This window comes from Qaidamihabitans albus (assembly GCF_016464705.1).
Lineage (GTDB): Bacteria > Actinomycetota > Actinomycetes > Mycobacteriales > Pseudonocardiaceae > Qaidamihabitans > Qaidamihabitans albus.
In genome coordinates, this window is the sequence record NZ_JAEHOB010000002.1 from 258613 (window position 1) to 281069 (window position 22457).

Annotated in this window: 20 protein-coding genes and 1 pseudogene; 11 read left to right on the top strand and 10 right to left on the bottom strand. The window is 72.9% G+C overall.

Annotated features, from left to right (window positions below; translation table 11 throughout):
• Window positions 1-3 precede the first annotated feature (3 nt).
• From JAP66_RS04450 to JAP66_RS04460, 3 genes are all read left to right on the top strand, one after another.
• The gene (locus JAP66_RS04450) at window positions 4-1128 is read left to right on the top strand and encodes a fatty acid desaturase family protein (protein ID WP_199430257.1); all 1125 of its coding nucleotides are present in this window, start codon (window positions 4-6) and stop codon (window positions 1126-1128) included.
• Window positions 1129-1136: 8 nt separating this feature from the next.
• Window positions 1137-1334 (top strand): hypothetical protein, encoded by a 198-nt coding sequence (locus tag JAP66_RS04455; RefSeq protein WP_199430258.1) that lies wholly within the window; start codon window positions 1137-1139, stop codon window positions 1332-1334.
• A gap of 65 nt (window positions 1335-1399) precedes the next feature.
• On the top strand, window positions 1400-1810 hold the full coding sequence (locus JAP66_RS04460; protein WP_199430259.1) for a YjbQ family protein: 411 nt from the start codon (window positions 1400-1402) through the stop codon (window positions 1808-1810).
• On the opposite strand, the pseudogene JAP66_RS04465 reads toward JAP66_RS04460, so the two are convergent.
• Window positions 1754-2806, bottom strand: a pseudogene (locus JAP66_RS04465) (YhgE/Pip domain-containing protein); the annotation flags it as partial. The gene JAP66_RS04460 and the pseudogene JAP66_RS04465 sit on opposite strands and share 57 nt — an antisense overlap.
• Window positions 2807-2910: 104 nt before the next feature.
• On the opposite strand from JAP66_RS04465, the gene JAP66_RS04470 reads away from it, so the two are divergent.
• Entirely contained in the window at window positions 2911-3657 is a 747-nt protein-coding gene (locus JAP66_RS04470; RefSeq protein ID WP_307849433.1) for an HAD family hydrolase, read from the top strand.
• On the opposite strand, the gene JAP66_RS04475 is transcribed toward JAP66_RS04470, so the two are convergent.
• Together JAP66_RS04475 and JAP66_RS04480 are read right to left on the bottom strand one after the other, a co-directional pair.
• The gene (locus JAP66_RS04475; protein WP_199430260.1) at window positions 3654-4613 is read right to left on the bottom strand and encodes a DUF8017 domain-containing protein; all 960 of its coding nucleotides are present in this window, start codon (window positions 4611-4613) and stop codon (window positions 3654-3656) included. The two genes, JAP66_RS04470 and JAP66_RS04475, sit on opposite strands and share 4 nt — an antisense overlap.
• Window positions 4614-4619: 6 nt before the next feature.
• Window positions 4620-6368 carry a proline--tRNA ligase gene (locus JAP66_RS04480; protein WP_199430261.1) on the bottom strand — a complete coding sequence of 583 codons (1749 nt, stop codon included), beginning with the start codon at window positions 6366-6368 and terminating at the stop codon, window positions 4620-4622.
• 126 nt (window positions 6369-6494) lie between these two features.
• Between JAP66_RS04480 and JAP66_RS04485 the strand changes: the two genes are divergently transcribed.
• Both JAP66_RS04485 and yaaA read left to right on the top strand, forming a co-directional pair.
• On the top strand, window positions 6495-6857 hold the full coding sequence (locus JAP66_RS04485) for a VOC family protein (protein WP_199430262.1): 363 nt from the start codon (window positions 6495-6497) through the stop codon (window positions 6855-6857).
• Window positions 6858-6900: 43 nt separating this feature from the next.
• Entirely contained in the window at window positions 6901-7644 is a 744-nt protein-coding gene (yaaA, locus tag JAP66_RS04490) for a peroxide stress protein YaaA (RefSeq protein WP_199430263.1), read from the top strand.
• Here the strand turns inward: yaaA and JAP66_RS04495 are convergent.
• Window positions 7631-8746: an NAD(P)/FAD-dependent oxidoreductase gene (locus JAP66_RS04495; protein ID WP_199430264.1), complete on the bottom strand. Its 1116-nt coding sequence runs from the start codon at window positions 8744-8746 to the stop codon at window positions 7631-7633. The genes yaaA and JAP66_RS04495 overlap by 14 nt on opposite strands.
• Before the next feature lie 366 nt (window positions 8747-9112).
• On the opposite strand from JAP66_RS04495, the gene JAP66_RS04500 reads away from it, so the two are divergent.
• Entirely contained in the window at window positions 9113-10540 is a 1428-nt protein-coding gene (locus JAP66_RS04500; protein WP_199430265.1) for a DEAD/DEAH box helicase, read from the top strand.
• Between the two features lie 100 nt (window positions 10541-10640).
• The gene (locus JAP66_RS04505) at window positions 10641-11837 is read left to right on the top strand and encodes an 8-amino-7-oxononanoate synthase (RefSeq protein WP_199430266.1); all 1197 of its coding nucleotides are present in this window, start codon (window positions 10641-10643) and stop codon (window positions 11835-11837) included.
• An 89-nt stretch (window positions 11838-11926) separates the two neighbouring features.
• Here JAP66_RS04505 and JAP66_RS04510 read toward each other — a convergent pair whose 3' ends face one another.
• Complete coding sequence (locus JAP66_RS04510) at window positions 11927-12358, bottom strand: GNAT family N-acetyltransferase (protein ID WP_199430267.1); 432 nt, start codon at window positions 12356-12358, stop codon at window positions 11927-11929.
• A gap of 18 nt (window positions 12359-12376) precedes the next feature.
• The gene (locus JAP66_RS04515) at window positions 12377-13162 is read right to left on the bottom strand and encodes a S1 family peptidase (RefSeq protein ID WP_199430268.1); all 786 of its coding nucleotides are present in this window, start codon (window positions 13160-13162) and stop codon (window positions 12377-12379) included.
• A gap of 112 nt (window positions 13163-13274) precedes the next feature.
• On the opposite strand from JAP66_RS04515, the gene JAP66_RS04520 reads away from it, so the two are divergent.
• Complete coding sequence (locus JAP66_RS04520; RefSeq protein ID WP_307849434.1) at window positions 13275-14807, top strand: cobyric acid synthase; 1533 nt, start codon at window positions 13275-13277, stop codon at window positions 14805-14807.
• Here the strand turns inward: JAP66_RS04520 and JAP66_RS04525 are convergent.
• Complete coding sequence (locus JAP66_RS04525; RefSeq protein ID WP_199430270.1) at window positions 14792-15811, bottom strand: CobW family GTP-binding protein; 1020 nt, start codon at window positions 15809-15811, stop codon at window positions 14792-14794. The two genes, JAP66_RS04520 and JAP66_RS04525, sit on opposite strands and share 16 nt — an antisense overlap.
• Before the next feature lie 87 nt (window positions 15812-15898).
• Here JAP66_RS04525 and JAP66_RS04530 point away from each other — a divergent pair, with 87 nt between their 5' ends.
• Window positions 15899-17287, top strand: coding sequence for a mycothione reductase (locus JAP66_RS04530; RefSeq protein ID WP_199430616.1), 1389 nt, complete (start codon window positions 15899-15901; stop codon window positions 17285-17287).
• A 4-nt stretch (window positions 17288-17291) separates the two neighbouring features.
• On the opposite strand, the gene JAP66_RS04535 is transcribed toward JAP66_RS04530, so the two are convergent.
• Complete coding sequence (locus JAP66_RS04535) at window positions 17292-18521, bottom strand: CynX/NimT family MFS transporter (protein WP_199430271.1); 1230 nt, start codon at window positions 18519-18521, stop codon at window positions 17292-17294.
• Window positions 18522-18571: 50 nt separating this feature from the next.
• Between JAP66_RS04535 and JAP66_RS04540 the strand changes: the two genes are divergently transcribed.
• Window positions 18572-19246, top strand: a complete 675-nt coding sequence (locus tag JAP66_RS04540; protein ID WP_199430272.1) for a FadR/GntR family transcriptional regulator — start codon at window positions 18572-18574, stop codon at window positions 19244-19246.
• Between the two features lie 51 nt (window positions 19247-19297).
• Here JAP66_RS04540 and JAP66_RS04545 read toward each other — a convergent pair whose 3' ends face one another.
• Window positions 19298-21109: a helix-turn-helix domain-containing protein gene (locus tag JAP66_RS04545; protein WP_199430273.1), complete on the bottom strand. Its 1812-nt coding sequence runs from the start codon at window positions 21107-21109 to the stop codon at window positions 19298-19300.
• Window positions 21110-21113: 4 nt separating this feature from the next.
• Window positions 21114-22436 carry an MFS transporter gene (locus JAP66_RS04550; protein WP_199430274.1) on the bottom strand — a complete coding sequence of 441 codons (1323 nt, stop codon included), beginning with the start codon at window positions 22434-22436 and terminating at the stop codon, window positions 21114-21116.
• Window positions 22437-22457: the final 21 nt, after the last annotated feature.

Genomic DNA, 22457 nt, shown 5'->3' on the forward strand with positions numbered 1-22457 from the left:
CCGATGACAGGACTGCAGGACCGCCTCACCCCGGAACAGGTCGAGGAGTTCGGCCGCGAGATGGACGCCATCCGGCAGCGGATCGTCGCCGACCTCGGCAAGGAGGACGTCGACTACATCCACACCGTGATCAGGACCCAGCGCGCCCTGGAGGTCGTCGGCCGCAGCCTGCTCTTCGCCGGCTTCTTCCCGCCTGCCTGGGTCGCTGGGGTCGGCACGCTGTCGCTGGCCAAGATCCTGGACAACATGGAGATCGGCCACAACGTCATGCACGGCCAGTACGACTGGACGCGCGACCCCGCGCTGAGCTCACAGCGGTTCGAGTGGGACAACGTGGCCCCCGCCGAGAACTGGCGGCACTCGCACAACTACATGCACCACACCTACACCAACATCCTCGACAAGGACCGGGACGTCGGCTACGGGATCCTGCGGATCGACCCGGACCAGAAGTGGCACCCGTACTACCTGGGCAATCCCGCCTACGCGGTCGTGCTGGCGTTCATCTTCCAGTGGGGCGTGATGCTGCACGACCTGGAGTTCGACCGGATCGTCAAGGGCGAGCGCACGTGGGCGGACACCAAGGAGGTCCGGGAGCGGATGCTGCGCAAGGCCGCGCGGCAGGTCGGCAAGGACTACGTGCTGTTCCCGGCGCTGACCGGCCCGCTCGCCCCGCTGACGTTCCTCGGCAACGCCACCGCCAACGTCGTGCGCAACCTGTGGGCCTTCTCGATCATCTTCTGCGGGCACTTCCCCGCCGACGTGGAGAGCTTCACGGAGGAGGAGACGGAGAACGAGACGCGGGGCCAGTGGTACCTGCGGCAGATCCTCGGCTCGGCCAACATCACCGGCGGGCCGCTGTTCCACATCCTCACCGGCAACCTCTCGCACCAGATCGAGCACCACCTGTTCCCGGACATCCCGGCGCGGCGGTACCCGCAGATCGCCGGTGAGGTGCGGGCGATCTGCCGGAAGTACGGGCTGCCCTACAACACCGGCCCGCTGCACCGGCAGCTCGCCTCGGTGGCGAAGAAGATCGTGAAGCTCGCCCTGCCGTGGAACGGCCGCCCGCGCGAGGAGAAGTCAACTACTCTCGACGAGGACAGGCAGCGGCTCGCGGCGGCGTAGGGACGGACATGGTCGGTCGGTTCGAAAGTGGCAAGGATACGGTGCAGGAACTCACCGAGTCCGCCGCCACGCACATCGGCAACATCGCGACGATCCTCACCGGCGCCGTGCGGGACGTCGCCAGGGAGACCGGTGACTGGCTCACCGACGTCATCGAGATGCGCGAGGCCTCCCGCCGGGCGCAGGAGGACGACAACCCCTCGTGAGTGGCTACCCGAGTTAGAACTCGTGTAGCCACTCACGAGGCGGGGCGCGTGGTTACGGTGGACGTATGCACTCCACGGAGATCGAGGTGCGCACCGGCGGCGACGCCGTGGTGCACGACCTGACCAAGCAGGCAGAGGAGTTCCTCTCCGAGGCCGAGGCCGGCGACGGCCTGCTGCACGTCTGGGTGCCGCATGCCACGGCCGGCCTCGCGATCCTGGAGACCGGTGCGGGCAGCGACGACGACCTGCTCGCCGCCATCGACGACCTGCTGCCCCGCGACGAGCGCTGGCGGCACCGGCACGGCAGCCGTGGCCACGGACGTGACCACGTGCTGCCCGCCTTCCTACCGCCGTACGCGAGCGTGCCGGTGCTGGGCGGCGTCCTCGCCCTGGGCACCTGGCAGTCGATCTGCCTGGTCGACACCAACATCGACAACGCCGTCCGGCGACTGCGGCTCAGCTTCCTCGCCGGCTGACCCGCGGCGCGGCCACAGCAGCAGCACCAGCCCGGCCACCAGCAGGCCGGAGAGCACCCAGATCCCGGTCCCGACGTCCGGGGCCTCCGGGATGCCCAGCAGCAGGCTGCGCAGGCCCTCGGTGGAGAACCGGAACGGTGTCCACGACCACAGCAGTGCCTCGTAGGCCGGGTGCAGCAACTGCGGCACCTGGGCCGCCACGGCGGGCGCGAGCAGGTACAGCGGGCCGAGCAGGGCCATCGCCCGCAGGCCGAGCCACCGCAGCAGCCCCGCCTGCAGCGCGGCGAACCCGGAGACGGTGAGCAGCAGGAACCCGAGGGTGCTCCAGCCGAGGTGCAGCGAGGAGTCCCAGAGCGCCAGGAAACCGGCGAGCACACCGGTGACGAGCACGCTCGTCGTGCCGAGATGGGCGAGGCGGGCGCCCGCCCCCGGGCGGTACCGGGCGCGGGCGGCGAGCAGGGTCAGCGCGGCCCCGGCCGCAAGGCCGCCGACCCAGGCGAGCGCACTGACACCGAGCGGACCGGCCCGGCCCGCCGCGCCGGCCGGGTGCACGGTCTCCACCCGCACCGGGGTGGCCTGCCCGCCCTGCGCGAGCGCAGCCGTCAGCGCCTGCCCGGCTCCGGTCAGCGCCTGCTGCGCCACCTGGGTCCCGGTCGGGTTGACGGCGCCCGACACGACGACCGTCGCCGTGGGACCGTCCGGTCCACCGGCGAGCTCGAGCACGCCGTAGACCTCCTTGTCCGTCAGTAGCCGCCTGCCCTCGGTGGGCGTGGTGACCCGCCAGCTGAGGGCGTCACCGCCCTGCCCGGCGACCCGCTCGGCCGCGCCCCGCAGCGGCCCGCCCTCGGGCGCCGCGACGGCGACCGGCAGGCCGCGCGGCTCCGCCGTCGTCTGCGCGCCGAAGGTGAGAAATCCGAGCATCACCGCGATGAGCGCACCGGCCAGCGGCGTCAGCACGACGAGCCGCCCCGGCCGTCGTGTTCCAGGACCCGGCATGCCGACCTCCTAAATTCCTCGTACGTTGAATTTAGGGGTGAGAATACGTCCGGCCGCCGCCGAAAGTCAACGAGCGTTGAAAAGCTGGCCGGTACGGTGGGATCGTGAACGGCGACTCCTCCCGGCTCGTGCTCTGGGACATCGATCTGACGCTCGTCGACCTGCACGGACTGGGTGGCGACTGGTACGCGGAGGCGCTCGCCACGGTGGCCGATGTGGCGATGCGGGACGTGCCGTCGTTCCCCGGCCGCACCGAGCGCGCGATCACCCTGGAGATCCTCGACGCCCACGGGCTCGAACCGAGCGAGGAGATCATCCGCCGGATCTGGCGGGAGCTGGTCGTGATCTCCACCCGCGCGCTGCCGACGCTCACCGAGCGCGGGCGGGCGCTGCCCGGCGCCGCCGCCGCGCTCACCGAGCTCGCCGGCCGTGACCACGTGGTGCAGTCGCTGGTCACCGGCAACCTGCCGGAGATCGCGCGGCACAAGCTCACCGCGTTCGGCCTCAACGAGCACATCGACTTCGCCCTCGGCGGCTACGGCTCGCTGTCGGCGCACCGGCCCGACCTCGTGACGCACGCCGCGGAGCTGGCCACCGCGAAGCACGGCACCACGTTCAAACCCGGCTCGGTGGTGGTCGTCGGCGACACCCCGCACGACATCGACGCGGCGCTGCAGCACGGTGCCCTCGCCGTCGGGGTCGCGACCGGGAGGTACACCGAGGGGCAGCTACGTGAGGCCGGTGCGCACGCCGTGCTGGGCGACCTCTCCGACACCGGGGCCGTACTGGCGGCGCTGCTGCCCGCCCAGCGCGTGGGCAGCTCCGGGGAGGTTCCGCGCCACGCGCGCTAGCCGGTGGGCGTCACCGTGGCCCGGTCCGCCTCCGGCACGCTGCGGAAACTACGGAGCAGTCGCTCCAGCTCCTCCCGGGCCGGCGCTCCGGGAACGCCCTGGTCGGCGTAGGCCACCAGCACGGCGCTGCCCCCGCTCGCAGTACCGGAGCCCACCGCGAGAGCGCCGACCAGCGCCCGGTCCGGCAGGCACGGGTCGGCGCCCGCCCGGACGGTGACCTCCACCAGCGTGAGGGCCGCCGCCCGCTCGCCGCCGTCGCGGAACGGCACGGTGACCGCGCGCGGCGCGCCGACCGCGAGCCCGGGTGCGGCACCGCCGTCGGGCGTGTAGGCCTGCCGCGCCACCAGAGTCGCCGTCTCGCGCGCCGCGAGGACCGGATCGGGCTGGTCGGCGGAGGCGAGCCCGCTGCCGCCACGGTCGCGGTCGTCGTCGGCCGCGCAGTAGCCCTGGCCGATGAACGCGCTGGTCACGAGCGTGATCCCGGGGTTGTCGGGACCGTCCTGCCAGCCGTGGATCGTGGTCGGCCGCGGCTCCCACGAGGGGGATACGTCATAGGCGTAGGTGCCGTCCCTGCCGGGCACCGGCGACCAGCCGTCGATGACGGCGGGTACCTCGATCCGCGGCGACGGGGTGGAGGGCGCGGCCGTCCTCGCGGTGCTCGGTGCGGACCTGGCCTCCTTCGACGGATCGCTGCCAAGGCCGAAGCTGAGCGCGAAGACACCGATCGCGAACACCATCGTCGCGATCACGCCGACCGGCACCGTGCGCGGCCGCCCGCGGGCAGGCCGTTCGCGGGCCTCCGGCCGGCGAGGCTCCGGCGCCGGTGGCGGCGCGGGCTGGACGTAGCCGGGAGTCGCGTCGGCGGGGTCGGCCGGTTCGAAGCCGCCGAACCCCTTCAGCGCCGCCCGGTCCTCGTAGCCGAACGGGCCCTCCGGCGACTTCCGGAACCACCCCATGCGCCGCTACCGGCCGGTGAGCGAGGCTAGGTGGTCGACCGCCTCGTCCACGGCGATCTCGGTCCGCTCGCCGCTGAGACGATCCTTCACCTCGACGACCCCCTTGGTGAGCCCGCGGCCCACCACCACGATGGTCGGCACGCCCACCAGCTCCGCGTCGGCGAACTTGACCCCGGGGCTGGCCTTGCGATCGTCGAGCAGCACCTGCACACCGCGCTCGGAGAGCTGCGTGGCGAGGCGCTCCCCGCCCTCGGTCACCGTGTCGTCCTTGCCCGCGACGACCAGGTGCACGTCCGCGGGGGCGACCGCGCGCGGCCAGACGAGGCCCAGCTCGTCGTGGTGCTGCTCCGCGATCGCGGCCACCAGCCGCGAGACCCCGATGCCGTAGGAGCCCATCGTGATGCGGATCGGCTTCGAGTCCGGGCCGAGGGCGTCGACCTCGAACGCGTCGGTGTACTTGCGGCCGAGCTGGAAGATGTGGCCGATCTCGATACCGCGCGCCGCGACGAGCGTGCCGCGCCCGTCCGGCGAGGCGTCGCCCTCCCGGACCTCCGCGGCCTCGATCGTGCCGTCGGGAGTGAAGTCGCGGCCGCACACCAGGTCGACGACGTGGTGATCCGCCTTGTCCGCACCGGTGACCCAGGCGGTGCCGCGCACGATGCGGGGATCGACCAGGTAACGCACGCCGTTGGCGGCGAGCGCGCCCGGGCCGATGTAGCCCTTCACCAGGAACGGGTTCGCGGTGAAGTCCGCCTCCTCCAGGAGCGCCACCTCGGCCGGTTCGAGCGCGGCCTCCAGCCGCTTCATGTCGACCTCGCGGTCGCCGGGAACGCCGACCGCGAGCAGCCGCCAGTCCTTCTCGTCCGGTTCGCGGACCTTCACGAGCACGTTCTTCAGCGTGTCGGCCGCGGTGAAGGTGCGGCCGAGCCCGGCGCCGTTCAGGAAGTCGACCAGGGTCTCGATCGTGGGCGTGTTCGGCGTGTGATGCACCTGCGCCTCAGGCTTGCCCTCGATGGGCTGCTCGGGCGGCGCGGGCGTGACGACCGCCTCGACGTTGGCGGCGAAGCCCGACTCGGTGCTGCGGACGTAGGTGTCCTCACCGGTGCCCGCGACGGCGAGGAACTCCTCCGACGCGGAGCCGCCCATCGCCCCGGACGTGGCGGCGACGACGACGTAGTCGAGGCCGAGCCGGTCGAAGATCCTGACGTAGGCGTCCCGGTGCCGACGGTAGGAGCGGGCGAGGCCGTCGTCGTCCAGGTCGAAGGAGTACGAGTCCTTCATGACGAACTCGCGGCCGCGCAGGATCCCGGCCCTCGGCCGCGCCTCGTCCCGGTACTTGGTCTGGATCTGGTAGAGGATGACCGGGTAGTCCTTGTACGAGCTGTACTCGCCCTTCACGGTGAGCGCGAACAGCTCCTCGTGGGTCGGCCCGAGCAGGTAGTCGGCGCCCTTGCGGTCCTTCAGCCGGAACAGGTTCGGGCCGTATGCCTCCCACCGGCCGGTCGCCTCGTAGGGCTCCCTCGGCAGCAGCGCGGGGAACTGGATCTCCTGCCCGCCGATGGCGTCCATCTCCTCGCGCACCACGGTCTCGATGTTGCGCAGCACCCGCAGGCCCAGCGGCAGCCAGGAGTACCCGCCAGGGGCCACGCGGCGGACGTAACCGGCGCGCACCAGCAGCCGGTGGCTGGGCACCTCCGCGTCCACCGGGTCCTCGCGCAGGGTGCGCAGGAACAGCGACGACATCCTGGTGATCACTTTGAGCTCCTTGGCTGGAGAGAAACCTGGAGAGAAACGCTGTGCGAAGCGTAGTCAACCGGCCCCGAGCTGCTCCAACGGGTATTTGCCCTCGGATTGTCGGACCCCTTCCATAGCGTCACGCGCATGACTCTGCGACTGGGCATGGTGACCATCGACTGCGCGGACCCGCGAAGGCTCGCCGGATTCTGGACAAGTGTCCTCGGCGGCGAGATCGCCGCGGACTACGACGAGTACATCGTGCTGACCGGCGGCGAGCAGGCGGGCGTGAACATCGGCCTGCAGCGGGTCCCGGAGCCGAAGGCCGGAAAGAACCGCGTGCACCTCGACCTGGGCACCGACGACCCCGCGCGCGAGATCGAGCGCCTGGTCGCGCTCGGCGCGCGGCGGGTCGCCGAGCACGACGTGCCTGGCCTGAGCTGGACCGTGCTGACCGACCCCGAGGGCAACGAGTTCTGCGTGAGCACCCACCACGACGAGGGCTCGTGAGTGCCCGCCGAGCTCGTGCGCACTCACGACTACCCTGCTGGTCGTGCTCGTGCTGCTGCCCCCTTCCGAGACCAAGGCCGCGGGCGGTGCCGGCCCGCCGCTCGACCTCGGCGCGCTGTCGTTCGCCGAGCTGAACCCGGTACGGCGCAAGCTCGCCGACGAACTCGTCGACCTCGCCCAGGACGTGCCTGCCGCTCTCCGGGCGCTGGAACTGTCGCCGCGGCAGGAGGACGAGGTCGCCCGCAACGCCCGGTTGTGGTCGGCACCGACCACGCCCGCCGTGCGCCGCTACACCGGCGTGCTGTACGACGCGCTGGACATCGCGGGCTTCGGCAGGGCGGAGCTGGCCAGGGCCGAGCAACGGCTCGCCGTGGCCTCCGCGCTGTTCGGCCTGGTCCGCGCGGCCGATCCCATCCCCGCCTACCGCCTCTCCGGCGGCAACACCCTGCCCGCGGCCGGGTCACTGCGCGCGCTGTGGCGCCCGGTGCTGGAGCCCGCGCTCGCCGGGACCGGCGGCCTGGTCGTCGACCTGCGTTCGGGGCCCTACGCGGCACTGGCCCGCGTGCCGGGCGCGGTCACGGTGCGCGTGGTCACCGACGACGGGACGGGCAGGCGCAGGACCGTCAGCCATCACAACAAGGCCCACAAGGGCACGCTGGCGGCCACGCTCGCCAGGAGCCGGTCCGAACCGTCCACGGTGGACCGGCTCGTGCGCCTGGTGACGCGAAGCGGGCACCTCGTCGAGCGCACGGGCGAGCGGGAACTGGAGCTGCTCACCGGTCACTGAACCGCCCTGGCCGCAGCCCGCTCACGTCGATCGGCGGCGGCCGGTCGAGCGCCAGCGCGGCGGCCAGCCGCCCCGCATAGGGACCGAGCGTCAGCCCGGAGGGGCCGAATCCGGTGAGCACGATCACCTCAGGATGGCCGGCGACCGGTCCGAGCAGCGGGGCGCCGTCGGGGGTGGCCGGCCGGAAGCCGACCCGGGTCTCCGCGAGCGTGGCCCCGCCGAGGCCGGGCGCCACCGCCAGCGCGTGTTCGAGCACCTCGTGCTGCCCGGCGGCGGTCACCCGGTGGTCGAAGCCCGACCCGTCCTCCCGGGTCGCCCCCGCCACCACGCGCGAGCCGGGAAAGGCCAGCAGGTAGTGGCTGGACACCGGCAGCACGACGGGCCAGGCCGCCGTGTCCGCGCCAGGAACATCGAAGTGGCAGATCTGCCCGCGCTGCGGCTCCACCGGCAGCCGTGCCCCGAGCGGGGCGAGCAGCGGCGGGCTCCACGCGCCCGCGGCGACCACCACGCGGTCGGCCCAGACGAGCTCGCCCGCGATCCGGGCGCCCGCCACCCGGCCGCCCGTGAGGTGCAGCTCCGCCCGGCCCGCCATCGCCCGCGCGCCGAGCCCGGCCGCGGCGCGCAGCAGCGTCTCGCGCAGCCGCCTGCCGTCCACGCGGCCCGCACCGGAGAGGTGCACGGCGCCGAGACCGGGCGCCAGCGGCGGGAACAGCCCCCGCGCCTGTGCGGGGTCGAGCAGGTCCACGGAACCGGCGTCGGGCCACTCGGCGGCCCGCGCGGTGATCCGGTCATGAGTGGCGGCCAGCTCACCCTCGTCCGCCGACACGACCATCCCGCCGACGACCTCGAATGAGCCGCCGGGCCGGCCGTCCGCGGCGAGCTGCTCCCCGAGCGTCCGGTAGAACGCGGCGGCCCGCGCGGCCAGCTCCATCGCCGGGTCGTCGAGCTTGCGCGACGCCCACGGGCTGACGATCCCGGCACCCGCGTCGGTCGCCGCACCCGTGAGGCCGGCGTCGGCGACGACCACGTCGGCACCCAGCCGGGCGAGCTGGTAGGCAGCCGCGGCGCCGGCGATCCCCGTTCCGATCACGATGATCCGCATAGGTGCCAGCTTGCCGCAGGACACCGTACCGGCGCGGCTGGTCGCTTGTGGACGATCGGCAGGCGGCGCTGTTCGCGGTGTTCCGGCTGTGACGCAGCTAACATGGTGACATGATCGGCGGCCCGGGTGCCGAAGCGCCTTCCCACCCTGAGGTAAGCTGAGGGAGCACCGCCGTTGGCGACGCACTTGCGCGCCGTCAAGCCGACCGATTCGGCATGCGGTGCTCCATCCATCAGCGGCGGGCGGTACCACGCAGGAACCGAACGCCGGGTTCGTCCCTGTGAACGCCCATTGCACCAAGATCGTGCCCTGCCCGTGTGCAGGCAACCGGGCCTCCTTGCGACGTGCCACGTCCGAGAGGCATGAGTGACCACGACATCGACTTCCCGCCCGTCCAGCCAGCAGCGGAACCACCGCGGCCGGGACGGCGAGACCTCGTCCGAGAACATCCCCACCAGGTCGTTCGCCGACCTGAACCTGCCCCAGCCGCTGCTGCGGGCACTGCGCGAGTCGGGCATGACGAACGCGTTCCCGATCCAGTCCGCGACGCTGCCCGACGCGCTCGCCGGCCGCGACGTGCTCGGCCGCGCCCAGACCGGCTCCGGCAAGACGCTTGCCTTCGGCCTCGCGCTGCTGACCAGGCTCGACGGCGGCAAGGCACGGCCGAAGCGGCCGCGTGCGCTCGTCCTCGTTCCCACCCGTGAGCTGGCCATGCAGGTGGCCGACGCGCTCACCCCGCTGGCCAAGACGCTCGGCCTGTGGTGCCGCACGGTCGTCGGCGGGATGGCCTTCAACCGGCAGGCCGAGGCGCTCAGCCGCGGCGTGGACCTGCTGATCGCCACTCCCGGCCGGCTCTCCGACCACGTCCGCCAGGGCACGTGCGTGCTCGGTGACGTGAACTTCGTCGCGCTCGACGAGGCCGACCAGATGGCCGACATGGGGTTCCTGCCGCAGGTGCGGGAGATCCTCGACCTCACCCCGCCGCGCGGGCAGCGACTGCTGTTCTCGGCGACGCTGGACGGCGACGTCAAGCGGCTGGTCGACGCGTACCTGGCCGACCCGGTGACGCACTCGGTGGCCCCGGTCACCGCGAGCGTGACCACCATGGAGCACCACCTGCTGCAGGTGTCGCACCAGGAGAAGCAGGACATCCTCGCCGAGATCGGTGCCCGCGAGGGCCGCACGCTCATGTTCGTGCGTACCAAGCACCACGTCGACCGGCTGGCCACCAAGCTGCGGGCCAACGGCGTCCACGCCGCGGCGCTGCACGGCGGCAAGACGCAGGGGCAGCGCAACCGGGTGCTCGCCGACTTCAAGGAAGGCCGCACGCCGGTGCTGGTCGCCACCGACGTCGCGGCACGCGGCATCCACGTCGACGACATCAGCCTGGTGGTGCACGTCGATCCGGCGGCGGACCACAAGGACTACCTGCACCGCGCCGGCCGCACCGCCAGGGCGGGCGCGTCGGGCGTCGTGGTCACGCTGATGACCAGCGATCAGCGCCGCACCGTGCGCCGGATGACCGAGAAGGCCGGCGTCAAGGCGGCCCAGACCGTGGTCCGGCCTGGCGACGGCGAGCTGGCCCGGATCACCGGTGCGCGCGTTCCGAGCGGCGTGCCGATCGTGGAGCAGCACCGGCCCCAGCGCCAGGCGGGCCCGCGCCGCGGTGGCGCCCCGGCTGGCCGGGGCCGGCCGTCCTTCGGCGGCGGTGGCCGTCGTGAGCAGGGCCGCGGCGGGGCTCCCGGGCGTGGCGGCAACCGCCGCCCCGCGCGCCGCTACTCCGCGCAGGACTGAGCCGAGGGCTGATCCGCTCAGCCTTTCCGTGACGCAGGCCATCGTCCCCCGGGACGGTGGCCTGCGTCGCGTCCGGAGCGGTCCTGGGACACTGCGGGGCGTGAACTCACCCGGTCCAGCCCCCACAGCGACGTCACCGGCGATGCCGCCGGAGCAGGTCTTCGACTGGCTCGACACCGAGGCGGAGCGCCGCGCCGAGGCCGGCCTGGTCCGCCGCCTGCGGGCACGCGCCGCGGACACCGGTGAGCTCGACCTCGCAGGCAACGACTATCTGGGCCTGGCCAGGGACAAGCGGGTCGCGGGAGCCACCGCGGCGGCCGCCCTGCGCTGGGGCGCCGGTTCCACCGGCTCCCGGCTGGTGACCGGCTCCACCGAACTGCACGCGGAGCTGGAACACCAGCTCGCCCGGTTCTGCGGCGCGCAGGCCGCGCTGGTCTTCTCCTCCGGGTTCATGGCGAACCTCGGCGCGGTCACGGCCCTCTCCGGTGCCGAGTCCGCCATCGTCACCGACAAGTACATCCACGCCTCGCTCATCGAGGGCTGCCGGCTCTCCCGGGCCGATGTCGCCGCGGTCGCGCACCGCGACCCGGCCGCCGTGACCCATGCGCTGGCCACCCGCCGCAAGCAGCGCGCGCTCGTAGTGACCGACTCGGTGTTCTCCGTCGACGGCGACCTCGCCCCGCTCGGTGCGCTCGCCACGGCCTGCCGCGAGCACGGCGCCGCGCTGCTGGTCGACGACGCGCACGGCTTCGGCGTGCTCGGCGAGGGCGGCCGGGGCGCCGTCCACGAGGCGGGTCTGTCCGGCGAGCCGGACGTCGTCACCACCATCACCCTGTCCAAGGCGCTCGGTGCGCAGGGCGGCGCGGTGCTGGGCCCCCGGCGGGTGATCCGGCACCTCGTCGACACGGCGCGCAGCTTCATCTTCGACACCGCGCTGGCCCCGGGCAGCGTGGCGGCGGCCCTCTCCGCGCTGGGGGTGCTGCGCGAGGAGCCCGGACTGCCCGAGCGGGTGCTGGCCACGGCGCACGAGCTGTCCGAACGACTCGGAGCGGCCGGCTTCACGGTGAGCACACCGGACGGCGCCGTGGTGGCGGTCCACGCCCCCGGCCCGGACGAGGCGGTGGCATGGGCGGCCCGGTGCGCCGAGCAGGGCGTGCGGGTGGGCTGCTTCCGCCCGCCCTCGGTACCCGACGGGATCTCCCGGCTGCGCCTGACCGCCCGCGCCGACCTCACCGAGTCCGAACTGGACCGCGCCGTCAGGGTGATCGGCGAGGCCGCCCCCGCGGGGGCGAGCTAGCGGCTGGTCACGGAGATCCCACGGAGGCTCGGCGTTGTGCCCGGTCACCACTCGTGAGTGCGCACGCAAGTTAGAACACTGTTACGCACTCACGACCGGCGCATCGGGATGTGCGGGATGCCGTCCTCGAGGTACTCCTCGCCGTCCGGCCGGAACCCGAACCGCGCGTAGAAGCCCTGCGCGTAGGTCTGGGCGTCGAGCACGCACTCCGCGCCACCGGCGTACTCCAGCGCCGCCGTCATCAGCCGCGCGCCGAGGCCGGTGCTCCGGGCCTGCGGTGCCGTGCAGACCCGGCCGATGCGCAGGACACCGCCGGGTTCGGCGAGCACCCGGAGATACCCCGCGGCCCCGTCCTCGCCCTGTGCCCAGAAGTGCCGCGTGCCGGGCAGCAGGTCCCGGCCGTCGATCTCCGGGTACGGGCACTCCTGCTCGACCACGAACACGTCGACCCGGAGCCTGAGTATGTCGTGCAGCTGGGCCGCCGTCAGCTCACCGCCCGCGCACGCGAGAATCTCGGTCACGCCCCATGCGTACCAAACTCACATCTCGACGTTGCGACTGACGTCCTCGAAGAAACTCGACACGCGCGTGTAGACGCCGGGCTTGCCCGCCTCGGCGCAGCCCTGGCCCCACGACACGATCCCGATCAGCGTGTCGCCCACCATCAGCGGGCCACCGGAGTCGCCCTGGCAAGCATCGACGCCGCCCTCCGGGTAACCGGCGCACACCATGGTCCGCGGATCGTAGGAGCCGTACGCCCCCGCGCAGGTCTTGTCGTCGACGAGGGGCACCTGCGCGCCGCGCAGCGAGTCCGCCTTCGGCCCGCCGTCGGAGGTGCGGCCCCAGCCGAGCACGGTTGCCATGGTGCCAGGGGCGTACAGCGAGCGGTCGTCGGTTCCGGCCATCCGTGCCGCACGGTAGGGCACCTGGTCGTCGAGCGAGAGCACCGCGATGTCGTTTCCGGAGCTCGGTTCCTCGTAGTCCGGGGCGGTCCACACGCGGCGCACGCCGGCCTCCGTGCCGCCGGAGCCGCGCTTGTCCTGCCTGCCCGCGACCACCCCGAGCTCGGAGCGTCGCACGGCGAGTGCACAGTGTGCCGCGGTCAGCGCGGCGTCGGGCGCGACGATCACCGCGCCGCAGAACTGGTTGCCCCGCCGGTCGACGAGGTAGGCGGCGTAAGGATGGTCGGCGATCGAGACCTCCCCGCCACCGACGATGTACGGCTGCGTCCCCCCGGACTGCGCGGCCGAGGCGGCGGGTACGAACATCGCGCCCGCGAGCAGGGCGGCGGCCATGGCAGCGGCACGCCGGAGTTTCGTGGACATGCTTCATCCCCCTCACTGGACCGGCGCCCACAATAGAGGGAACGAGCTCGGATCGGTGTCACTGAACCGGGTGGAGTACATGCTTACTCAGCGTTTCTGCGAAGCTGGTCAGGTGACCGTCCAGGGTGGCCTCCTCATCGCAGGCACGACGTCGGACGCCGGCAAGTCGACCGTCACCGCGGGGTTGTGCCGCTGGCTGGCGCGGCAGGGTGTGCGGGTGGCGCCGTTCAAGGCACAGAACATGTCGAACAACTCGATGGTGTGCGCCGACGGCGCCGAGATCGGCAGGGCGCAGTGGCTGCAGGCCGTCGCCGCCGGCGTCGAGCCCGAGTCGGCGATGAACCCGGTGCTGCTCAAGCCGGGCGGCGACCGGCGCAGCCATGTCGTGCTGCGCGGCAAGCCGTGGGGCGAGCTCGTCGCGGGCGACTGGGCGCAGGGGCGCCGCGCCCTCGCCACCGCCGCGCAGGAGGCGCTGGCGGAGCTGCGCGAACGCTATGACGTGGTGCTCTGCGAGGGCGCGGGCAGCCCCGCGGAGATCAACCTGCGCGACGGCGACTACGTCAACATGGGACTCGCCCGGGCGGCGGGCCTGCCGGTCGTGGTCGTCGGCGACATCGACCGTGGCGGCGTGCTCGCCGCGATGGCAGGCACCGTCGCACTGCTGGGCAGGGAGGATCAGGCGCACGTCGCGGGCTTCCTGGTGAACAAGTTCCGCGGGGACGCCGCGCTGCTCGAACCGGGCCTGCGCTCGCTGAGCGAGCTGACCGGCCGGCCGGTGCTCGGCGTGCTGCCCTGGCTGCCGGACGCGTGGCTCGACTCCGAGGACGCGCTGGCGATGGCGGGCTGGGCAGGCCACCGGCGCGGCCCCGGCGCGACGCTGCGGGTGGCCGCGGTGCGGCTGCCCCGGGTGTCGAACGCGACGGACCTCGACCCGCTCGCCGCCGAGCCGGGTGTCTCGGTGACCGTGACGGCCGACCCGGACGTGCTCGCCGCGGCCGACGTGGTGATTCTGCCCGGCAGCCGATCCACTGTGGACGACCTGAACTGGTTGCGGGAGAACGGAATCGCCCGGGTGATCGAGGCACGGGCGGAGGAGGGCCGCCCGGTGCTCGGCATCTGCGGCGGCTGCCAGATGCTCGCAGGCACGATCACCGACGACGTCGAGTCCGGTGCCGGCGCGGTGGCCGCGCTCGGGTTGCTGCCGCTCACCGTCCGCTTCGCCGAGGAGAAGACGCTGACCAGGCCCGCCGGACGGTGGCGAGGGCACCGGGTACGTGGCTACGAGATCCACCACGGGATCACCGAGACCAGGCCGGGCGACGGTGCCGAGCCGTTTCTCGACGGCCTGCGCCGGGGCGCCGTCTGGGCGACGATGTGGCACGGCGTCTTCGAGAACGACGACTTCCGGCGGGCGTGGCTCGCCGAGGCGGCCGCGCAGGCCGGGGTGGCGTGGCGACCGGCCGACGCGCCGGGTTTCGCGGCGCGGCGGGAGGCGATGCTCGACGACCTCGCCGACGCGATCGAGGAGCACGTGGACACCGGAGCGCTGCTCGCGCTCGTCTCCGGCGGGGTGCCGCCCGGCCTGCCGTGGATCCGGCTCGGCCGCGCGGATCAGGCCGATCAGGCTGATCAGTCCTCGGTGTGACGGAGCACCCGCAGCATGCCCTGCGGATCGGCCCGCTCCGGTGCGGGCTCCACACAGGACTCCAGCCGCGCACGCAGCACGGCGGGGTCGATGCCGGCCCCGATGAGCACGAGCTCGGTGCGCCGCCGCTCGGCCGCGGTCCAGCGCGAGCGGTGGAACCGGAGGTAGGCGCCCACCGTGTGCAGCGTGAACTTCTGCCGGTGCCCGGGTACTCCGAAGTAGACGACGCCCTTCATCCGATAGAGGCCGCCGGGGCGGGACTCCAGGAACCGCATCAGCCGACGCGGATCGAGCGCCGCCTCCGCGGAGTACTCCACGCTCTCGTAGGCGGTGTGCGCGTGGGCGGCGCAGTCGTCGGGCTCGCGCAGGTCGTCGAAGGACAGCTGCCGGGCCACCGGCTCGCGCGGCGCGCGCCGCTCCGGGTCGAACAGCAGGGCCGGATCGACCCGCCCGTGGCTCGTCGGCAGCACCGGGACGCCGTCCACCAGCCGCCGCACGTCCGCGAGCAGGTGCCCGTGGTCGGTGCGGCGGTCGGTCTTGTTGAGCAGCACCAGGTCGGCCAGCCGCAGCTGCTGATCGAGCTCCGGATGCCGCTCGCGGGTGCGTTCGAACTCCACGGCGTCGACCACCTCGACCAGGCCGCCGTACTCGATGCCGGGGTTGGTGCTGGCGAGCAGGAGCCGGACCAGGCTCCGTGGCTCGGCCAGCCCGCTCGCCTCGACGACGACGAGATCGAGGTCCGTCCCCGGCCGGGTGAGCTTGGCCAGCATGGCGTCGAGGCCGCCCGCGTCGACCGCGCAGCACAGGCAGCCGTTCTGCAGGGTCATCATCGAGTCGACCTGGCCTGCCACGCTCATGGCGTCGACGTTGATGCTGCCGAAGTCGTTGACCACCACGCCGATCCGGGTGCCGCCGCTGTTGTTCAGCAGGTGGTTGAGCAGGGTGGTCTTCCCTGAGCCGAGGAAGCCGGCGACGAGGACGACCGGGACGCGTGCGCTGGCCAAGGACATACCCTTCGGGGAACAACTCAGGGGACACCGCGGTTGAGCCGGACGGCCGGGCACAACCACATCCGTCCGAAGGGTAACGCCGTGCCGCACTACGACCTGGTGATCGTCGGGACCGGATCGGGCAACTCGATCCTCGACCACCGCTTCGCCGACCGGAAGGTCGCCGTCGTGGAGAAGGGGGTCTTCGGCGGCACCTGCCTCAACGTCGGCTGCATTCCCACGAAGATGTTCGTGCACACCGCGGACGTGGCGGCGGCGCCCGCGGCCGGGGCGCGGCTGGGGGTGGACGCCGAGCTGCGGAGCGTGCGCTGGCGGGACATCCGGGACCGGATCTTCGGCCGGATCGACCCCATCGCGGCCGGTGGGCGCGAGTACCGGCGCGAGCACGAGGACAACGCGAACGTCTCGGTGTACGAGGGCCGGGCGCGGTTCACCGGGCACAAGGAGCTGACGGTCGAGCTGCCGGGCGGGCCGGAGACACTCACGGCGGACCAGTTCGTGCTGGCGGCGGGCGGCCGGCCGGTGGTCCCGGACGTGCCGGGCCTGGCCGATGTGGCGTATCACACGTCGGACACGGTCATGCGGATCGACGAGCTGCCCGCCCGCGCGATCATCCTCGGCAGCGGCTTCATCGGCGCGGAGTTCGTGCACGTGTTCGGCTCCCTCGGCGTCGACGTGACGATGGTCGCGCGCTCCGACGCGCTGCTGCGCGTGGAGGACAACGACATCAGCCAGCGGTTCACCGACCTCGCCTGCCGCCGCTTCGACGTCCGGCTGAACAGCAGGACCGTGCGCGCCCGGCGCACCGCTACGGGAGTCGCGCTCGACCTGGAGGGCCCGGTCGGTGCGCAGACCGTCGAGGCGGACCTGCTGCTCGTCGCGACGGGACGGACACCGAACTCCGACGTGCTCGACGTGGCGGCCACCGGTCTGGCGACGCGGGACAGCGGGCACATCGTGGTGGACGAGTACCAGCGGACCGGCGTGGACGGCATCTACGCGCTCGGCGACATCTCGGCGCGGCACGAGCTCAAGCACGTCGCCAACCACGAGGCGCGCGTGGTGCAGCACAACCTGCTGCATCCGGACGAGCCGGTCGCGGCCGATCACCGGTTCGTGCCGCACGCCGTGTTCGGCTCGCCGCAGATCGCCTCGGTGGGGCTCACCGAGCGGGACGCCGCCGCGCGGGGGGTGCGTCATGTCGTGTCGACGCAGGACTATGCGGGGATCGCGTACGGCTGGGCGATGGAGGACACCAGCGGGTTCGCGAAGCTGCTCGCCGACCCGGCGACCGGGCAGCTGCTCGGCGCGCACATCATGGGCCCTCAGGCGCCCACGCTGATCCAGCCGCTGATCCAGGCGATGAGCTTCGGCCTGGACGCGCGCTCGATGGCCCGCGGCCAGTACTGGATCCACCCCGCGATGCCGGAGCTGGTGGAGAACGCGCTGCTGAACCTGCCACTCGACTGAGGCGCTACACATACCTCGGGCGGCCGGCGAGGAAGCCGAACACGATCTGCCCGGCGACCACGGTCAGCAGCATCGCGAAGGGCACCGTCCAGCCGCCGGTCACGTCGTGCAGCAGGCCGAAGAGGAACGGTCCCAGCGCCGCCAGCAGGTAGCCGAAGCCCTGCGCCATCCCGGACAACTTCGCGGTGTCGGCGCTGTCGCGGGCGCGCAGCGCGATCGTCGTCAGCGCGAGCGAGAACACGCTCATGCCGATGCCCACGAGAACCGACCAGAGCAGGGGCGAAGCCGAAGGCGCCACCATGAGTCCCGCGATGCCCGCGAGGCCGAACGTGCCGAGGCCCACGATCCACCAGCTCTGGCTGCCCTGCCGCGCGGCCAGTGCGGGCACGAACAGGCTCACCGGCAGGCCGAGGATCGACACCAGGCCCAGCAGCAGGCCCGCGGTCGCGCGGCTCTCCCCCGCGTCCATCAGCACCTGCGGCAGCCAGCCCATGATGATGTAGGCGAAGCACGCCTGCGAGCCGAAGAACAGGGTGACCGTCCACGCCAGCGGGTTGCGCAGCATCGAGCGGCCACCGCTCACCCCGCCCGGCGCACCGGTGACGCCGGGGCTGCCGCGCGTCGCGGCCAGCCACAGTGCCAGCGCCAGCGCGCTGAGCACGGCCCAGCTGGCCAGCGCGGGCCGCCAGCCACCGAGCGCGCTGTCCAGCGGCGGTGTCACCGAGGAGCCGAGCGCGCCCCCGGTCTGCAACGCCGCCGTGTAGATGCCGGTCATCAGCCCGACCCTGGTGGCGAACGACGCCTTCACCACCACGGGGATGAGCACGTTGGCCAGCGCGATGCCCGCGCTCGCCACCAGCGTGCCGCCGAGCACCACCAGCGGCCCGTCGAGCACTCGCAGCAGCAGGCCGCCGGTCAGCACCGCCAGTGCCGTGGCCACGGCGGAGTTCACGCCGATCCTCTTGGCCAGGTACGGCGCGGTGAGGCCCGCGAGCGCGAAACAAAGGCCGGGCATCGTGGTCAGCGCACCCGCCCACGTCGCCGAGGCACCGAGGCCGTCCCGCATCTCGTCCAGCACCGAGCCGACGGCGGTGATCGAGGGACGCAGGTTCAGGGCGGCCAGCACGACGGCGACGATGAGCAGCAGCCCGCCGCCCAGCCAGCTCCGGTGGCGGGCGGGGCGCTCGCCCACGCTCGGGGCCCCGCCCACGGACATTCCGCCGTCGGCCGTCATGTCCGTTATCCTAACAATACGTAGGATGATCGGCTGAAAGGACGATACGGATGCCGTTGGCCGCGACCCACCGATCCGGACTCGTCGACCAGGTGATCGGCCAGCTCCGCGAGGCGATCCGGAAAGGCGAATGGCCGGTCGGCGAGCGCATCCCGACCGAGCCGGAACTGGTCGCCGGCCTCGGCGTCGGGCGCAACACCGTGCGCGAGGCCGTCCGCGCGCTCGCCCACAGCGGCCTGCTCGAGGTGCGCCAGGGTGACGGCACCTACGTGCGCGCCACCAGCGAGGTCTCCGGTGCCGTCCGCAGGCTGTGCGGGTCCGAGCTGCGCGAGGTGCTGCAGGTACGCCGGACTCTGGAGGTCGAGGGCGCCCGGCTCGCGGCGACCGAGCGCACCGACGCCGAACTCGCGGCCATCACGGAGTGGCTCGACCTGCGCGACCGCGCACAGGCCGGGAACGACTTCGAGAGGTTCGTCCGCACGGACACCGAGTTCCACCTCGCCGTGGTCCAGGCGGGACACAACACCCTGCTCACCGAGCTCTACCGCGGGCTCACCGAAGTCATCACGGCGAGCGTGGCCACCACCTCGCAGACCGACGTGTCGGGGTCCAACGAGATCGAGCACCGGGGCCTGCTGGCGGCCATCGCCGACGGCGATCCCGACCGTGCCGCCGCCGAGGCCCGTGGCTTCCTCGACGAGCTGCTCGCCAGGCAGGACACCTAGCGCGACGCTCGCGTGCGCACACGAGTTCTCACGCGCGTAGGCACTCACGAGTCAGACGGCCAGCCGGTGCAGGCGCAACGCGAGCTGGAGCTCGAGCGCGCGGTCCGGTTCCCGCCAGTCGGCGCCGAGCAGCGCCGAGATCCGTTCCAGCCGCTGCGCCACCGTGTTCACGTGCACGTGCAGCTCGTCCTTGGCCTGGCTGAGGTTGCCACCGCAGGCGAAGTACGCGCGCAGGGTGCGGACCAGCTCGGTGCCCCTGGCCGCGTCGTAGTCCAGCACCGGCCCGAGGGTCGCGCGCACGAACGCGGGCACCTCCGTCTTGTCGCCGAGCACGAGCCCGACGAAGCCGAGGTCCTCCGGCGCCGCACCGGCACCGGCGCGGCCGAGCGCCAGCAGGGCGCGCAGGCAACGCGCCGCCTCGGCGTGGGCCCGCGCCAGCCCGGTGGGACCGCTCGCCGGCCCGGCCGCACCGGCGGTCACCGCGCAACCGAGCCGCGCGGTCAGCTCGGCGGAGGTCCGCCGGGCCGCCGGGCCGGGCTCGGCGGCACCGGTGAACACCACGACCTGCTCCGCGTACACCCCGGCGAGCGCGGCCTCCCGCGCCGCCGCGGAAGCCAGCCGGGTCCGCGAGACACCCTCAGCGTGCAGGGCGAGCACCACGTGCGGCGCGGTGAGATCCACCCCGACCCGCCTGCCCCGGTCCAGCAGCGCAGCCGGGTCCCGATCGGGCGCCGTCAGCAGATCGGCCACCAGCTCGCCCCGCACCCGGTCCTCGGCCTCGGCCGCCGAGCGGCGCAGCAACAGCAGCAGCGCGGTGACCACGCTCGCCCGCTCGAACAGCCGCCGGTCGGCGTCGGCGAGGCCGGGCCGCCCGGTGAGCGTGATGCTGCCCAGCAGCTCCGGCCCCGCCATCACGGCGCACAGCCACGTGTCGCCGTCGGCGACGGCGCGGCCACCGGAGCGGGAGGCGACCAGCGCCTGCCCGGACGGTTCGGCCGGAGGTGTGCCCGCTCGCCCGAGCTCGGCACCGTCGGCGTCGTGCACGATGATCCCGCCGTCCAGCACCTCGGCCACCGCCGCCGCGACCTCCGGCACGTCCGCGCCGCCGAGCACCAGCTCGGTCAGCCGGTCGTGGGAGTCCTGTGCCCGCGCGATCGCCTCGTGGTGGGCCTTGATCGTCGCGTTCGCCGCGCCGAGGTCGGCCAGCGCGGCGGCGCTCTCCTCCATCAGCCGGGCGTTGTCGATCGCGATCGCCGCGTGGTCGGCCAGCGACGACAGCAGCGCGACCTCGTCCGGGGTGAACCTGCGGGTGCGCCGGTCGGACGCGTACAGCACGCCGATCACCCGGTCGCCAAGGGAGAGCGGGACGCCCAGGATCGCCACAAGGCCCTCGTCACCGACGGCCCGGTCGATCGGTTCGGTGTGGTCGAACCGGTCGTCGGCGGGGTAGTCGGCGGTGGCGTAGGGCCGCGCCGTCTGCGCCACGAGCCCGCCGAGCCCCTCCCCCATCCCGAGCCGGACCTGCTGGAACAGCGCGGACGCGGAGCCGTCGGTCACCCGCATGTACGTGCTCCCGTCCGCCTCGTCGTTGAGGCTGAGATAGGACACGTCCACCCGCAGCAGCATCCGCGCCCGCCGCACGATCGAGCGCAGCACCGCGTCGAGATCCCGCAGCCGGGCGAGATCACTCGCGGTGTCGAACAGCGCCGCCAGCTCGGCCTCCCGGCGGCTGTGCGCGTCGAGCGTGCGGCGGATGCGCATCGCGAGCTCCACCAGGCCGCTGTCCGCGGGAACGCGAGCCAGCTCCTCGCTGCTCGCGCCCGCGGACAGCAGCTCAAGCAGACGGTGCACGGAATCGTTCACCCGCTCATGCTGACACCGACGATGACGAGCGCTCGCCCGCGTCGGCCAGCGACATGCCCCTGGTCTCCTTAGCCAGGTAAACGGCGACGATGGTGACCACGCACGTCGCCGCGACGTACACCGAGATCATCAGGCTGCCGCCGGTGCCGCTGAGCAGCGCGGTCGCGATGAGCGGCGCCAGCCCGCCCGCGACGATCGAGGCGAGCTGGTAGCCGATCGAGGCGCCGGAGTAGCGCACCTTCGTGCCGAACAACTCGGAGAAGAACGCCGCCTGCGGGCCGTACATGGCGCCGTGCAGCACGAGCCCGACGGTGACGGCGACCATCGTGCCGAGTGCGGACCTCGTGTCCAGCATCGTGAAGAACACGAAGCTCCACACCAGCATCCCGGTGGCGCCGAACAGGTACACCGTCCGGCGGCCGATGACGTCGGAGAGCCAGCCCCACGCCGGGATGGTGAGGAAGTGGACGACCGAGCCGACCAGCACCGCGTTCAGGCCCACCGACTTCGACAGGTCGAGATGGTTGGTGAGGTAGACGAGCACGAACGCGGTGATGACATAGTAGGAGACGTTCTCCGCGAACCGCGCGCCCATCGCGATCAGCACCTCGCGCCAGCTGTGCCGCAGCACGGTGATGATCGGCGCCTTCTCCGGCGCGGCGTGCTCGTCGCGCTTGCGCACGGCCTCGACGAACAGCGGCGACTCCGCGACGGCGAGCCGGATCCACAGGCCGATCCCGACCAGCAGGCCGGAGAGCAGGAACGGGATGCGCCAGCCCCACGCCTCGAACGCCGCGTCACTCTGCACCCCGGCGAGGACGGCGAGCACCGCGGTGGCCAGCAGGTTGCCACCGGGCACGCCGGCCTGCGGCCAGGAGGCCCAGAAGCCGCGCCGCCGGTCGTCGCCGTGCTCGGAGACGATGAGCACGGCGCCGCCCCACTCACCGCCGACCGCGAAGCCCTGCACCAGCCGGAGGAACACCAGCAGCAGCGGCGCGGCGACGCCGATCGTCGCGTACGTGGGCAGCAGCCCCATCGCGAACGTCGCCCCGCCCATCAGCAGCAGGCTCAGCACGAGCAGCTTCTTGCGGCCCAGCTTGTCGCCGAAGTGGCCGAACACCAGCCCGCCGAGCGGCCGGGCGAGGAAGCCGATCGCGTAGGTCGCGAAGGCCAGCATCGTGCCGGCGAGCGGGTCGGCGTCGGGGAAGAACAGCTTGTTGAACACGAGGGCGGCGGCCGAGCCGTACAGGAAGAAGTCGTACCACTCGACCGTGGTGCCGATCATGCTGGCACCGACGACACGTTTGATGGACGTTTTCTCGGGCATTCTGCTCACCACTCCGTTGTG